Below are 13,444 nucleotides of genomic sequence, written 5' to 3' on the forward strand. Positions count from 1 at the left end.
CATCCATCGGGCCTCACACCGGGTTCTGTCGTTTCGCTTCGAAGGGTGGCCGGCTGATGACTGTGAAGGTGAAACTGAAGATGAAGGGCGTCCGCCAGGTGCTCAAGTCTGGGCCGGTTCAGTCGGATCTCGCACGGCGGGCTAGTCGCATTGCTGCCGCTGCAGGCGAGGGGTTCATCGCAGTGGTGAAGCCGCACCGGTATACGGCTCGTGCGTTCGTGCAGACGGATACGACTGAAGCGCGGGAACGGCAGGCAGAGGGTGCTGTGCTCGAGCGGGCGATGGATGCGGGGCGCACATGAGGCTCCCTGATGTCGAAGCGCTCGTGGTGGCGTTCCTCAAGCCGGTCATCGCACCTGTGAAGGTTGCGACGAAGGTTCCCGCAACTCGTCCTGCATCGTTTGTGCGGGTGTATCGCACGGGTGGTGCCGCGCTGAATCGTGTTCTCGATCAGCCACAGATCACGGTCGACGCGTGGGCGGCGAACGAGGTTGACGCTTTCGAGCTCGCTGCGAAGTGTCGTGAAGCGCTCTTGAACAACGCGTCTCAGATGCAGCTTGTGCGCGGCGCCACCGAAGTCGGCGGGTTGCACCTCAACCCAGATCCGGGCACGAACACTCCCCGGTACCGATTCACAGTCGGCCTCTCGGTTCGCGCTGGCCGCTGACCCACTCTCTAACTCTTGGCCCTCGCAACGTGCGGGGGCTTTCTCTTTTGCCGGTCATGTGTCCGGCCAGATGGAAGGAACCAACATGACCGTAGAAGCAGGCAACGCTCGGATCTTCGGATCAGACCTCGACGCGATCTACCTCGCGCCGCTCGGGACAAACCTCCCAACGACCATCGATGAGATCCCCGCTGCGGCGTTCGAGGATGTCGGATGGCTTCACGGAGATGGCATCACCGAGTCGGCGACCGGCTCGAAGGAGGTCATTCGTGGCCACCAGGGCGGGCGCGTTGTGCGCACTCGCATGGGTGAATCCGGCACGACCGTCGCGTTCACCGCCCTCGAGTCGAAGCCGCAGACGAAGAGCCTCCGCTACGACGAGAAGAGCGTCACTGTCACCGCTGGCGTCCGCAAGGTTCGCCGCGGTTCGGGGCAGAAGGTTTCCGCTCGGGCCGCAGTGATCGACATCTTCGATGCGGACAACGTCACCGTCAAGGAACGTCTCTGCATTGAGCGTCTCGAGATCGTGACTGATGGCGATCGGGTGTTCGTGAACAACGACATCGCTGGCTTCCCGTTCATCGGTGAGGTCATCGGTGACTACGACTCGTACGAAGGTGCCGGTGCCCAGCTCGACACCGTCTGGAACCTGACGATCAGTGGCGTCCCCGCTGGTGGCACGTACACGCTGGCTGTCAACGGGGCAGCGACAGCACCGATCGCATACAACGCGAACGCTGCTGCGGTTGCCGCGGCGATCAATGCTCTCGCTGGCGTGACTGGCGTCACGGGTGTCTCCGCGTCGGGCACATCCCCGATTGCGATCACGTTCCTTGCTGCTGCCGCGGTGACAGCGAACGGATCTGCGCTGACGGGCGGAACTTCGCCGGCAGCAACCGTCGTCGCGACTCCGTAATTCGTGACCGGGTGGGGAACCAATGCTGATGGCTCGCCCCACCCGGTCATGACCTATAGGAGCCGTCAGTAAATCGAAAAGGAGTCATCAGCAAATGACAAGCAATCTGGATCATGCACGGCGCTACCGCGCAGATCACCCGCTCTACAACGTCTGGGCGGAGATGAAGCAGCGATGCGCCAACCCGCGCAAGCACAACTACTCACGATATGGCGGGCGCGGGGTGAGGGTCTGCGCTCGGTGGCTGGATTCCTTCGCAGCGTTCGAAGCGGACATGGGGCCGCGGCCAGATGGGTTCACATTGGACCGCATCGACAATGACGGCCCATATTCGCCCGAGAACTGCCGTTGGGCTTCTATGCGCGATCAGGCGCGGAACAAACGAAGCAATCGCCGCCTCGAACTCGACGGCGAATCACTCACAGTCGCTGACTGGGCGACCAGGACTGGTGTCCCATCAGCGGTCATCCGGCAACGAATCGACAAGCACAAGTGGAGCGTGAGCGACGCGCTCATGACACCCCGCCGCACATGGAACCGACAGGAGATTTCGGCATGACTCAAGCAAAGGGCCGCCAGCCCCAGGATCACAAGAAGCCGAAGCCCTCTGTCGAAACGATCGAGGGCGGCAAGAAGGTCACAATCTCCGGTATCACCGTGACCGTGCTGGACGAAGCACTTGACGACTTCGAGCTGCTCGAGGACCTCGCAGCCCTGCAGTCTGACCCGAAGAAGCGTGGCTCTCTGCCGCTGATGCTGCGCCGCCTCGTTGGCGATGACGGCCGGCAGGCGGTGCTCGATGGCCTCCGCGGCACGAATGGTCGAGTGCCCGTCAAGGCGGGCCTCGAGTTCATTGAGGAGCTGTTCGGGGTACTCAACCCAAACTCCTGACGCTCGCGTACGTCCTCGTGGATCACGAGGGCGCATTGCGGGCGTCACTACAAGCCACATACGGCCTTCGCCTCTCTGCTGTTCGTGCGCAGTTGGGCGCGCTCGAGCTCGCTGATCTTGTCGCGTTCCTCCCTGACGGGTGTGCGTTGTGGCAGTCGGTCGGTGGGCCTCGAGCGTGGTCGGCGGAAACGCATCTGCTGAATCAGGTGGAGTTCCGTCTTCGCGTTCTCGACTGGCGCAAAACGGGTGACGGCAGCAAGGGGAAGAACCCGCCGAAGCCCCACAAGTCTCCTGCTCTCGCCCATGAGGCGCGGGAGGAGGAATCGAAACAGTCGACCCGTGCTGCTGCGTGGGAGGCACGGCAACGCCGCCGAACTGAATAGCTCTGAGGGGGCCGCATGTCGACTGAAATTGCCTCCGCGTATCTGACGCTTTACGCGAAGATGCCGGGTGTCCAGAATGACATCGCGGGCCAGTTGGGCGCGGTGGATGCTGACAAGGTTGGGCAGGATCTCGGCAAGCAGACCGCGGGCGGGTACACGAAGGGTTTCGCGGCTGCTGGTGCTGTTGGTGGACTTGTTGCGACTCTCGCGACGGGTGCTGCTTCTGCTCTGACTGATCTTGTCGGGGAAGCCATTGCGGCGTCGGATGCGACATCGAAGTTCTCGAAGACGCTCGGGTTCGCGGGTGTGGATACGTCCACGATCGATGCGCTGCAGAAGTCCACGAAGGCGTACGCGGATGACACCGTGTATGACCTCGCGACGGTGCAGAACACGACCGCGCAGCTGGCCGCGAATGGTGTGAAGGATTACGACAAGCTCACTGAGGCTGCCGGAAACCTGAACGCTGTTGCGGGCGGCAACCAGGACACGTTCGGGTCTGTCGCGATGATGCTCACGCAGACAGCCGGTGCGGGGAAGCTGACGACGGAGAACTGGAACCAGCTCGCCGACGCGATCCCTGGCGCCTCTGGTGTCATGCAGGATGCGCTCGAGAAGGCTGGCGCGTACACGGGCAACTTCCGTGAGGCGATGGAGAAGGGCGAGATCACCGCTGAGGAGTTCAATGCAGCGCTGATGGAGCTGGGTACTGACCCGATCGCTGTGGAGGCTGCGAAGTCGACGGAGACGATGGAGGGTGCGCTTGGTGGCCTGAGCGCGACGATCGTTGGTGGTCTGGCTGGTGCTATCGACAAGATCAAGCCGATGCTGACGGACTTCATCAATGGCATGTCAGCGTTCGTGACTTTCATTGTTGACAACATCGATTGGATTGGCCCGCTCGCTGCGGGTATCGGAATCGTTGCTGGTGCGATCGCGCTGTGGACGGTCGCTCAGTGGCTGCTCAACGTGGCTCTGACGGCGAACCCCATCGGCCTGATCGTCGTTGCTATCGGCCTCCTCATCGGAGCGATCATCCTGCTCGTTCAGAACTGGGACACCGTTGTGGCGTGGCTTGGCGACGTGTGGAACGGGTTCGTTTCATGGTTCGTCGGGCTCATGGACGGCTTCCTCGGCTGGTGGAACGGCCTCTGGACTTCGGTTTGGGAGTGGATTGTTTCCGTCTGGAACTTCATCGTCCTCGGGGTGACTAACTCGTTCACGTTGCTGTGGAACATGATGATCGGAATCGGCGCCGCAATTGTGGGCTGGTGGAACGGCCTGTGGGATGGCATCGCGTCATTCTTCACGGGCGTGTGGGATGGCATCCTCGCTGCGATTGAGAACGTCAAGACGGCTTTCGGGATCGTGTTCTCTGCGATCGCAGGCATTGTGACTGGCGCTTTTGACGGTGTTGTGGGTGTCATCAAGGGCGTCATCAACGGGATCATCGACGCCGTGAATGGTGCCATCGGTGGCATCAGTGATGTGGCTGGCGCGGTCGGTGGTGCGTTCGGGCTGGACATCAGTCTGGGCAAGATCCCGCGGCTCGCTGAGGGTGGCGTTGTCTCTCGCCGGCCGGGCGGAATCATGGCGAACATCGGTGAGGGTCGCTACGACGAAGCGGTTGTCCCGTTGTCGCCTGGCGTGCTTTCGCAGCTTGGCGGGGGTGGCTCTGGCCCCTCAATTACGCAGAACATCTACGGCGACCAGAACCAGTCCGCGGCTGAAATCGGGCAGATCTCGATGAATGCACTCAACGAAGAACTGCGGGGGCTGTGATGACTCTTCGCGCTGATGTTGCTGGCCTGCCCTTCTGGGGCCACCTGCCAACTGCGGGGTACGGGTTCGTAATCGATACTGAGGGGCTCGACGGGCTCGATGACGGCGTGGTCGTGAAGGGCGAGACAATCTCTCGCCCTTCGCAGCACGGCGATTACGAGCTGCCGACGTATCTGGAATCGCGCATCGTGTCGCTGTCGGGGAACTGTTTGGCTGACTCTCCGGAGCGCCTTGGCACTCTTCGCCGGCAGTTCACGGGCCTCCTTGTGGGCTCAGTGGGCAACGTCGTGTTCGAGCATCTGGGTTCCACCGTCTGGGGCCGTGCCGGTTTGGCGCCGGGTGTGCAGAAGAAGTTCAAGGTGGACGCGGCGAGCTCAACACACGCGCGGTTCCAGCTGCAGTTGAAGTTCGCTGACCCGCGCCTGTTCGGTGATTCGAAGCCGTTCGCTGCTGCCACGTCTCTCTCGCTCAGGCACTACGGGAACTTCCTGTCGCTGCCTGTGCTCGAGGTGACGGGATCGATGCCTTCCGGGTATTCGGTGAACGGTCCTGATGGGCGCAAGTACACGGTCACGCAGGCTCTCACGACTGGGCAGACGCACCGGATCGACATGAACACGGGGCGGTTGTATCGGAATGGCGTGCTGCAGGTCGGGTGGGTTACTCGCTCGGAGACGTGGGGCATCCCGGCCGGTTCGCTCGGGGTGGCGTACACCCTCGCCCCTGTTTCTGGGTCTGGCCTGATCTCTGCGCCGTCCGTTCTTGACACATTCATTTAGGGGGCGTCGTGGCTGAGTTTTCGTACCACATGTACGCCACGGCGACGGGTGTCCCGCAGTTCCCTATGGCGCCGTCTGCGGGCACTTGGGCGCGCGAGATGGGTGTTGCGGCCGGCGCACAGTCGCACACGTTCCACCTGGCAGACGGCGACCCGAGCAGGTACTTGGATCGGTCGACGTGGCGTGCACTGACCGTTCCGTGGAACATGACGTTGACGGTGGAGCGTGGCGGCGCCGTCATTTATGCGGGCCTCATCACGGGGCGCCCGTACGACTTCGACAACAAGGTTCTGACGCTCAAGCATTCAGACATTTGGACGATCCTGCGTGACCGGTTCCCATTCGGCACTGGTTCGTATGCGGGTGGCACGTTTGAGGCGTCGGGGTTGTCCTGGCGGGCGATCGCTGGCCGGATTGTGCAGCGTGCTCTGACCGGGCCGCGGCCGATCTACGCGTTGCCGATTGTGCTGCCGGATCTGAACGAGGCCGGCACGAAGTCGCTGAAGATCGAGAACTTCCATTTTCAGACGGCTTATGACGCACTGATGGATATCCAGTCAACTGATGGCGGGCCGGAGATTGATTTTCAGCCTCGCAAGAACCCGACAACGGGGTACCTCGAGTACGTGATGCGGGTCGGTTCGACTGCAGCCCCTCGTCTGACGGGGTTCATGGCTGAGTTCAACATGAACGCCCCACGACAGCCCCTCACGGGCGTTGTGGTTGACGAGGACGCACTGAAGCAGCTGACGGGTGTGTTCGTTGTCGGCGAAGGTTCCGAGGAAGACATGGTTGTTGGTGGCCTTCCCGTTGGCGCTGAGCCGCCGCCGCAGATCATTGCAAGGGATTCGCGTATCGACCGGAAGCACCTGAAGACGGCACCTGAAGCGGCCAACGTGGCGATCGCTGCAACGGCTGCACTGATCGGGACGGCGACGCAGACGGATGTTTCGTACGTGGTCGACCCGGAGATTGCTGACGTGCAGGATCTCGTACTCGGCTCCACGTTCCGTCTCCACTACCGGGATGATTTCTTCCTCCCTGATGGGTACACCGACTTCCGGATGAAGGCACTTTCCGGGGGCATGTCCGAGATCGTGAAACCAACTCTGAGGGCGGTGAGCTGATGACTGTCCGCGAAGATCCGATCAGTAAGCAGGAGTTCTACGAGCTCAAGCGCCAGGTGCGGGAGCTTGCCACACAGTCACCCCTCCGATCGGCGTCCATCACTGAGGGCCGGCTGCGTGTCGGCGGCAGTGCGATCCTGCTCATCGACTCTGACGGTGGTGTTGTCATCGAGGGCAGCCTTGATGGCGACGGGAACATTACGTGGACGGGCGCGGCACTGTTCGAGGGCACGTTCACCGCAAAGGGCACAACCCGCTTCGAGGGTGACACGACGCAGGTTGGCCCGTTCCATATTGAGGGCGCGACTGACCTCAAGGGCGATTTCGCGGTCAAGTCTGGCGGCAAGATCACGGTTGAGGGTTCGAACCCGATTGTTCTCAGCCAGATCGCTGGTGCTGCTCAGATGCAGTTGGGTGCGGCGAAGCTGATCGGTGCAGCTGATGGTTTCGTGTTGGGCGTCAGCGACCGGCTCGTCTATGGCGGCATCGGTGGCGTAACCGTGCAGGGTGGCGCCAACTCGGTGTCGGTGAACAACGCGACCGGTACTGCAGTTGTCGGCGCCCTCACAACGACTGGCAACGTTGACTCTGCTGCGAATGTTCATGCGCGCGGCAACTTCTACAACCAGGGCATTACGACGGACACGTCGGCGGCGAACGTGTTTATTCACGCCACTTCGGGCCGCATTTACCGGGTGTCGTCGGCTACCCGTTTCAAGTCGGACATTCGCGAGCTTGAGTTGGACCCGGCGTTGCTGGGTGTGCGGGTGAAGGACTGGCTGGACGCGGGGCAAGTCTCGCAGGCCGTCGATCTCTTTCATGCGCCGCGCCCGTTTACGCGGGAGCAGGATTCGGAGTGGGAGGCGCTCACGATTCGGCGTGTACCGGGTGTGATCGCTGAGGATGTCGAGGCGGCCGGTGCGGGCGCGTTCTCCACGTACGCCCCGGACGGACAGCTTGAGGGCGTCCAGTATGACCGTCTCGCACTTGCCCGCACGCAAATCCTTGCCGATCAACTCGGCGCCCAGCAGAAGCAGATCGACGCACTGCAGCGGCAAGTCAACGAGCTGATCGAGCTACTCGCCGCGTAACCCTTCCCCTTTCTTCCGCCTCCACGTTGTGGGGGCTTTCTTCATTTCAGGAGGCCTCATGGCTATCGTCACTGGTCGGCTCGGCACTTTCTTCAAGCGCGACCTTTCTGGGCGTGCGCCGTTCATCCGGTTCATCCCGTCAGGGGTGGGCTTCAAGAGCGGGTACATCTTCGCGGAAGCGCACAAGGATGTGTACCCGATTGATGACGGTACGGGTGACTTCAGTGTCGACCTGGAAGTCACGGACCAGCTCGAGAATGATTGCTGGTTCAAGGTCGAAATCTGGTATCTGCCGGACCCGAACCTTCCGCCCGGGCAGACCCCGCACTATGCATGCGTCGACTTCCCCGAGCTTCAGTTGCGCGTGCCGTCTGGTGGCGGCGATCTTGTCGACCTCGCTGCGATGGGCAATAACCCGCTGTTCTTCTGGGCCAACGAAACCGGGGATATCCCCGCACCCGCTCGTTCCGGCGACTGGCTCTGGAACACCACTACCGACGACGTTTTCCGACTGCAGAGGGGCTGAACGATGCCAGGTTTGATCAAGGTTTTCGTAGCGAACATCAAGGGTTCGCGCGGCATCCAGGGAGTGCAGGGTCTTCCCGGAACGAACGCAACGCCCTCTGATGAGGCCGTGGCCGGGTACATCTCCACTGAGGGCGAGTCCGCCACGAAGACGGCACTCTCGACTCTCTCTCCGCAAACGCGTCAGGCGTGGCTTTATGGCAGCTACCTGAAGAAGATCAGCACCGGTGAGGCTACGCGCATCGTCGTCCGTGGTGACTCGATGGTGTACGGGCAGGACACCGTCTCGGCTGACATCGTGCCACCCCCGGCTGATGTGCTGCCGAACGGGTCAACTCACACCTCGACGCGCACGCCGGGGCCGTATCCGGCCGTGCTGCAGAACCGGCTTCGGGACGTGTACGGGGCGAATGTCTCAGTCATCAATCAGGGCTTCTCTGGCGACTACGTGAAGAAGTCCTACGATCGCTGGCTGGCAAACGAAAACGCCGATCTCACGCTTTACCATTTCGGAATCAATGATTCCGATAAGGACTACGTGCCGCTGCCGTACCGCGGGAGCGTGCAACTGTACATCGAGTGGATGGAGCGGATGCTGCTGCGCGATCTCGCGTGGGGCAGCGCCGTGGTCTTCCTGACGGCGACGAAGGGCCGCGGCTGGTCGAGCCCGACCGTGCTCGAAACCTTCCGCTCCGCGCTCTACGCGCTCGCAGCGAAATACGGCATCAACGTCATCGACACGGAGCCGTTCACCGCGAATTATGGGACAGGCATCTACTCGGACAGCATCCACATGAACACGACCGGGTACGGCACGGTCGCGACACGTCTCGCTGCATGCCTCATCGGTGAAGGCCCGCACAAGCCTTTCCTGGTCACGGGCGGGACCGTGCTGGCGACTCGGCCCACCATCGACAACTGTTTGCACGTCAACATTTCGATGGTCGATAACCCGAACGCCGGGACCCCGCCCGAGGGGGGCTTGCCGGTTGCTCTCCGGCCCCCGGTCGGCAGCGACGGATTCGCCTACTACTCCTTTTACACGGACGCGCCAGACCTTTGGGTGGTGCCGATGGTGTACCTGTCCACGGATGGGTCCGGCACAGTGTCTTGGGAAGCCGCACTGGACTTCGGCATCGGGCAGGGCGACAACACGTCTGACTACGCGGTGGGCCTGCCCGCAGAATCCACCTCGCGGGCTGATGCAACCGCCGCCCGGTCGCTCACCAGCGCCGGGACCGATCTCAACTTCCTGTACTCGGGGCACAACGAGTCAGCCAGTTTCCCCGGAAAACGGACGGCGACGTTGATGGCGATTCGTGTCGTCACTCCCGGCTGGCACACCCTCCGGGTCAAGGTGAACCGCCCCGCGTCCGCATCCGCAACTGATGTGCAGATCATGGGCGTTCAGTTCGTGTCGTCCCAGACGCTATTCATTCAAAAGCAGCTCGAAACGGCCGGTGAGTTCCACCGACCTGTCCCTGCTTCTTTCAACGAATCGGCGGACATTCTCACCACGTCATTCCACTGGCCGACGATCCTCGCTTCGGCGGGGGTCCCGCCGTGGACCGGCGCCCACTACGCGGCACCGCCCTTGCGTGTCACTGTGCGGTCGTACGGGCAGGCAGTGTGCGAGTACATGCTGATCTTCAACCAGTCGCCGATCACGCCCGGATCGGATCAGGCGGCGGTAGTCGTGGGTGCGTCGGGCGGAACCGGGTCAGGGAACATCGAACTGGTCTCGCTGCTGCGTGCGACCCCTGTGGGAGCTACCGCCGTGAACGCCAACACGCTCTCGCGGGAGCTGGCGTCGGTGCAGTACGTCGCGGCAACCCAGTCGCTGCGGTTCAACTGGAAGACGACCACGGTCAGTGCTGCAGCGAAGGACATGAAGAAGAACTTCGCTGTGACGATCAGTTTCCTGTAATCAGGGATCGCCTAGGCCGGAGCTTCCCGCTTCGGCGTGTTCTGGCGAGCAGTACCCTCGGTGACCCTGTGCATAGCTTTTGCGCAGGGTCACCGTCTCGGGGCACTCAAGCCCATAGAGCCGATTGATCCGGCACGCGATCACGCGATCCTCACGCCCTACAGCCCATGCGGCAATGCGCGCGATGGGGGTCAGGGTTGCCATCCCTGAAGCCTACGGCAGAACGGCATCCGTTGCGCGGTCGAAGCGGTGCACGTCAACCCATGCGGTGATGACGAGCGTCACCCACATGCCCGACCAGAACAGTGAGTAACCGAGCGCCACTGAACCGTGCTCGAGCGTCGGCGCCCAAGCCCACAACAGGGCGAGCGCGAGGATGCCGGCAAGACCTGCACCGAACCACACGTCGTCGTAGTCACGGGCGGGCGTGATCGCTACTGCGCGTTCCCGCTCGATGCGTGCACGCCAATAGTTGGCCGGTGTCGCTGTCGTCGTATCCATGCGGCGACAATAGCAGGTGTATATACACCCGTCTAGTCCTCGGCCACATACTCCTCGAGCGCACGCACAACCACATCGGTGAGCGTCTCGCCCCTGACCGCTGCCTTCTCTTTCGCAGACGCCTTCAACTCGACCGGAATCCGCATCGTCGTGATCGGCGTCTTCGGCTGGTTCGGCATACCCACATACAACCACGAACAGGAGGCGCCCATGACCGCACTTTGGCCCACCGGGTCAACAACTCAACCAAGGCTCAGTGACAACTACGGGCCGCGCTCTGGCATCGAGGGTGCACGCTCGTTCCACTACGGCGTCGATATCCCGATGGCACTCGGCACGTTCATCCATGCGGCGCAACCGGGCACGGTGATCTTCTCCGGACGCAACGGAACCCTCGGCGTCCAAGTCGTCGTGCGCACCCGTGACGGGGTCGAATTCCTTTACCCCCACATGGAGGACGGTTCAGAAATCGCGCTCCACACGGTCGTGAGGGAAGGGCAAGCGGTCGGCAAAGTCGGACTAACCGGCCTCACTACCGGGCCGCACGTTTGCTTCCGAACCTTCGATGGCTCCTGGCGCAGCGACGCCGACGCGCGCAACCCGGTCACGTTCATGGCCGCACTCAACCGCTCGTCCACCGCGGGCGAGAACATCACTCCAATCACCATCAAACCCGAAGAGGACGACAACATGAAGCCATACATCGTGAGCGACGGGGTGGCGGTCTATCTCTGCGTCGCCGGCCGGAAGATGATCCACATCCCGAACCCCGACCAGTTGGCCGCGATCAAGGAAATGCTCGCAGGTGGTGAGCTCGGAACCCTCGCCAAGGTCAAGGCCGTCGAAGCGATCTGGTCACAGATCCCCGTCTAACCCTCCTCCACGTCCTGAGGAGGGCACATGCCAGATTGGTTCAACGTCGCCATTACCGGCGCCATCGCGTTCGTGCTCGGCATCATCGGCACCGTGTTGACCGGCAAGCGTGACAAGCGTTCAGCTGAATCCACCCTGATCGACCAGCTGCAAGAAGAGCTGGCCGGTTACCGCAAGACCACGAACGCGCGTCTAGACAAGCTCGAGGCCGAGAACGCCGGCTACCGACGATTTGTGTTCGCACTCATCGACCACGGCGACGCGAACGGTATCGACCGCCTCCCGTGGCCCAACGAACTTCCCCGATAGGAGACACCGTGACACACGCAGCACCAAACAAGACGCCGCTCTGGTATCCGAATCAGCGCGTACTGCGCACAACCGTCCAGGCGATCGTCGGGCTCATCCCGACGTTCGTTGCGATCCTGCTCATCCTCGCGGATCAGTGGCCCGCACAGTGGCTCATCGCTGCTGCCGGCGTCGGTGTGAGCGTGCAGGCCGCACTCGCGAAGATCATGGCACTGCCTGCTGTCGACGCGTGGCTGACCGAGAACACCGGGATTGGCTCCGCACCCCGTGCCCGAGGCCTGTAGCTGTCGCCACACCGGATGCCCGGACTCGTGCCAGCATCCGGCAGCGTGTGATTCCTGTCGACATTGAACCGCCCCCAGCAGTAGCCCTCACGGGTTGCTGCTGGGGGCCTTCTTTTGCGTTGGCTCCCCGTGTAGGTACTGGTACTCAGGCGCCCCCGGTACGCCGCGCGCAAGCAACGCCTGATGGGTCGCGTTACATGCTTGCTGCAGAGTCCGGAAATGCCCGAGCACACGGCGCCCGTTCTCATGCTCAGCCCACGTCTGCGCTTTGTAGTACACCTCGTCACCGCGGCGCATGATGCGGATGAGCCCGTAGCAGCTGCCGAGGGTGTCGATCATCTTCCATGTGCCGGTGGGGTTTTCTACCGCGGCGAGAATAGGAAACCATCTGTTCTCGCGTCTCTCCATGCATCGAATATACGTTCGAGAGAGTCGGACTGCAATGTGCGCCGTCAGTGACTCCCGCTGCTCATCTAGTAGTGTTCAAGCACCTCAACACCTACCGGGGTAGTCGTTACAACCCCTGCCTTTGAGCAACTGCTTGAACGGCTCCCGCTAGGTGAGAGGAGCACGGCTTGACTGTGCATAAGAAAAAGAGCGTGCGAAAGACCAAACGAAAAGCCCTGATCGACAAAGACAAGATTTTGATCTTGCTCTACGCCGTCAGGGCTATCGCTTGGTTGGTTCGGTTTCTTACGGAACTGAGCTAGTTCGTTTCTTGGGGCATCCGGATTACCGTCCGGGTGCCCCTCACTAATTCAGGTCGATGAGCAACCTTAACATGATTGCTGGATAGCTATACAACGGATAGCAACCAGATTCATTCCCGACCAACAAGAACCAATCGGCTTTCCGATGCTTGGAGTCCGGCTAGCGCGATCACTGCCACGGGTGTAAACCTGATCGTGCAGGACCTCCTCATGTACGCCACCAACTATCCGAGCCAGGCGCCGTGGCAAGAACGCTACGACGACGCGGGAACCGGTGTCGAAATCGAGGAGACGACCGACCGATACGTGTTGGCGTTGGCCGAGGCGGTGGTCAAGTATCCGGCCGGTCACCCTGAGTTGCTACGGGCGATGGAAGATGCGCGACGGAGTGTCTACGGCCGGTGACGCAACTCGGGGATGGACTCGTTCGCAGCCTCGAGTGCGGCATGCTCAGCGATCGCTGCATCCGTCTCGGCTTGCTGCTCCGGTGTGAGCTCGGTAGCGGCTACTTCTTGATCGCCAGGGAAGTCCCAGATGTCGATGTCACCCATGACATAAGCCTGCAACGTTATGTACCCATGAGTAAAGGTTGGAGGCAAAACAAAAGGCCCCGCTCCCCCATTTTCATGAGGAACGAGGCCTGTTGCTGTGAGGGTTGCTATACCCTCGAAGTGCGATG

Annotated in this window: 20 protein-coding genes; 16 read left to right on the plus strand and 4 right to left on the minus strand. The window is 61.8% G+C overall.

What is annotated here, in order from left to right; translation table 11 throughout:
* The first annotated feature begins 56 nt into the window (after nt 1–56).
* The 12 genes from ASC66_RS01245 to ASC66_RS01290 all read left to right on the plus strand — a co-directional run bounded on the left by ASC66_RS01245 (nt 57) and on the right by ASC66_RS01290 (nt 10,088).
* Nucleotides 57–302, plus strand: a complete 246-nt coding sequence (locus ASC66_RS01245) for a hypothetical protein (RefSeq protein WP_055833621.1) — start codon at nt 57–59, stop codon at nt 300–302.
* Nucleotides 299–667: a phage tail termination protein gene (locus ASC66_RS01250; RefSeq protein WP_055833627.1), complete on the plus strand. Its 369-nt coding sequence runs from the start codon at nt 299–301 to the stop codon at nt 665–667. The genes ASC66_RS01245 and ASC66_RS01250 overlap by 4 nt, the downstream gene beginning before the upstream one ends.
* A gap of 85 nt (nt 668–752) precedes the next feature.
* Nucleotides 753–1,583, plus strand: a complete 831-nt coding sequence (locus ASC66_RS01255; RefSeq protein WP_055833629.1) for a phage tail tube protein — start codon at nt 753–755, stop codon at nt 1,581–1,583.
* Nucleotides 1,584–1,677: 94 nt separating this feature from the next.
* Nucleotides 1,678–2,142 carry a hypothetical protein gene (locus tag ASC66_RS17980; RefSeq protein ID WP_157509585.1) on the plus strand — a complete coding sequence of 155 codons (465 nt, stop codon included), beginning with the start codon at nt 1,678–1,680 and terminating at the stop codon, nt 2,140–2,142.
* The gene (locus ASC66_RS01260) at nt 2,139–2,474 is read left to right on the plus strand and encodes a hypothetical protein (protein ID WP_157509586.1); all 336 of its coding nucleotides are present in this window, start codon (nt 2,139–2,141) and stop codon (nt 2,472–2,474) included. Before ASC66_RS17980 ends, ASC66_RS01260 begins: the two co-directional genes overlap by 4 nt.
* Before the next feature lie 17 nt (nt 2,475–2,491).
* The gene (locus tag ASC66_RS18605) at nt 2,492–2,857 is read left to right on the plus strand and encodes a DUF5361 domain-containing protein (RefSeq protein ID WP_353612506.1); all 366 of its coding nucleotides are present in this window, start codon (nt 2,492–2,494) and stop codon (nt 2,855–2,857) included.
* A gap of 15 nt (nt 2,858–2,872) precedes the next feature.
* Nucleotides 2,873–4,639: a tape measure protein gene (locus ASC66_RS01265; RefSeq protein WP_055833636.1), complete on the plus strand. Its 1,767-nt coding sequence runs from the start codon at nt 2,873–2,875 to the stop codon at nt 4,637–4,639.
* Nucleotides 4,639–5,418 (plus strand): hypothetical protein, encoded by a 780-nt coding sequence (locus tag ASC66_RS01270; RefSeq protein WP_055833639.1) that lies wholly within the window; start codon nt 4,639–4,641, stop codon nt 5,416–5,418. Before ASC66_RS01265 ends, ASC66_RS01270 begins: the two co-directional genes overlap by 1 nt.
* An 8-nt stretch (nt 5,419–5,426) precedes the next feature.
* On the plus strand, nt 5,427–6,545 hold the full coding sequence (locus ASC66_RS01275) for a hypothetical protein (RefSeq protein ID WP_157509587.1): 1,119 nt from the start codon (nt 5,427–5,429) through the stop codon (nt 6,543–6,545).
* Nucleotides 6,545–7,636, plus strand: a complete 1,092-nt coding sequence (locus ASC66_RS01280; protein WP_055833645.1) for a hypothetical protein — start codon at nt 6,545–6,547, stop codon at nt 7,634–7,636. The genes ASC66_RS01275 and ASC66_RS01280 overlap by 1 nt, the downstream gene beginning before the upstream one ends.
* A gap of 58 nt (nt 7,637–7,694) precedes the next feature.
* Nucleotides 7,695–8,162 carry a hypothetical protein gene (locus ASC66_RS01285; RefSeq protein ID WP_055833647.1) on the plus strand — a complete coding sequence of 156 codons (468 nt, stop codon included), beginning with the start codon at nt 7,695–7,697 and terminating at the stop codon, nt 8,160–8,162.
* A gap of 3 nt (nt 8,163–8,165) precedes the next feature.
* A complete protein-coding gene (locus ASC66_RS01290) occupies nt 8,166–10,088 on the plus strand; it encodes an SGNH/GDSL hydrolase family protein (protein WP_082491927.1) in 1,923 nt (640 codons plus the stop codon).
* Nucleotides 10,089–10,301: 213 nt separating this feature from the next.
* Here ASC66_RS01290 and ASC66_RS01295 read toward each other — a convergent pair whose 3' ends face one another.
* The gene (locus tag ASC66_RS01295) at nt 10,302–10,589 is read right to left on the minus strand and encodes a hypothetical protein (protein WP_055833653.1); all 288 of its coding nucleotides are present in this window, start codon (nt 10,587–10,589) and stop codon (nt 10,302–10,304) included.
* Between the two features lie 32 nt (nt 10,590–10,621).
* Nucleotides 10,622–10,768: a hypothetical protein gene (locus tag ASC66_RS17985; protein WP_157509588.1), complete on the minus strand. Its 147-nt coding sequence runs from the start codon at nt 10,766–10,768 to the stop codon at nt 10,622–10,624.
* Nucleotides 10,769–10,799: 31 nt separating this feature from the next.
* On the opposite strand from ASC66_RS17985, the gene ASC66_RS01300 reads away from it, so the two are divergent.
* Genes ASC66_RS01300 through ASC66_RS01310 form a run of 3 tightly spaced genes read left to right on the plus strand, consistent with a single transcriptional unit; the run spans nt 10,800 to nt 12,055 of the window.
* A complete protein-coding gene (locus tag ASC66_RS01300; RefSeq protein ID WP_157509589.1) occupies nt 10,800–11,462 on the plus strand; it encodes a M23 family metallopeptidase in 663 nt (220 codons plus the stop codon).
* 27 nt (nt 11,463–11,489) lie between these two features.
* Nucleotides 11,490–11,771 (plus strand): hypothetical protein, encoded by a 282-nt coding sequence (locus ASC66_RS01305; RefSeq protein WP_055833658.1) that lies wholly within the window; start codon nt 11,490–11,492, stop codon nt 11,769–11,771.
* Between the two features lie 8 nt (nt 11,772–11,779).
* Entirely contained in the window at nt 11,780–12,055 is a 276-nt protein-coding gene (locus ASC66_RS01310; protein ID WP_055833661.1) for a hypothetical protein, read from the plus strand.
* An 87-nt stretch (nt 12,056–12,142) separates the two neighbouring features.
* On the opposite strand, the gene ASC66_RS01315 is transcribed toward ASC66_RS01310, so the two are convergent.
* Nucleotides 12,143–12,463: a hypothetical protein gene (locus ASC66_RS01315; RefSeq protein ID WP_157509590.1), complete on the minus strand. Its 321-nt coding sequence runs from the start codon at nt 12,461–12,463 to the stop codon at nt 12,143–12,145.
* A 512-nt stretch (nt 12,464–12,975) separates the two neighbouring features.
* On the opposite strand from ASC66_RS01315, the gene ASC66_RS01320 reads away from it, so the two are divergent.
* The gene (locus ASC66_RS01320) at nt 12,976–13,170 is read left to right on the plus strand and encodes a hypothetical protein (protein ID WP_157509591.1); all 195 of its coding nucleotides are present in this window, start codon (nt 12,976–12,978) and stop codon (nt 13,168–13,170) included.
* On the opposite strand, the gene ASC66_RS17990 is transcribed toward ASC66_RS01320, so the two are convergent.
* Nucleotides 13,158–13,316 carry a hypothetical protein gene (locus ASC66_RS17990; protein ID WP_157509592.1) on the minus strand — a complete coding sequence of 53 codons (159 nt, stop codon included), beginning with the start codon at nt 13,314–13,316 and terminating at the stop codon, nt 13,158–13,160. The genes ASC66_RS01320 and ASC66_RS17990 overlap by 13 nt on opposite strands.
* Nucleotides 13,317–13,444 lie beyond the last annotated feature (128 nt).

Origin of the sequence: Leifsonia sp. Root4, from assembly GCF_001425085.1 — a bacterium.
Taxonomy (GTDB): Bacteria; Actinomycetota; Actinomycetes; order Actinomycetales; family Microbacteriaceae; genus Microterricola.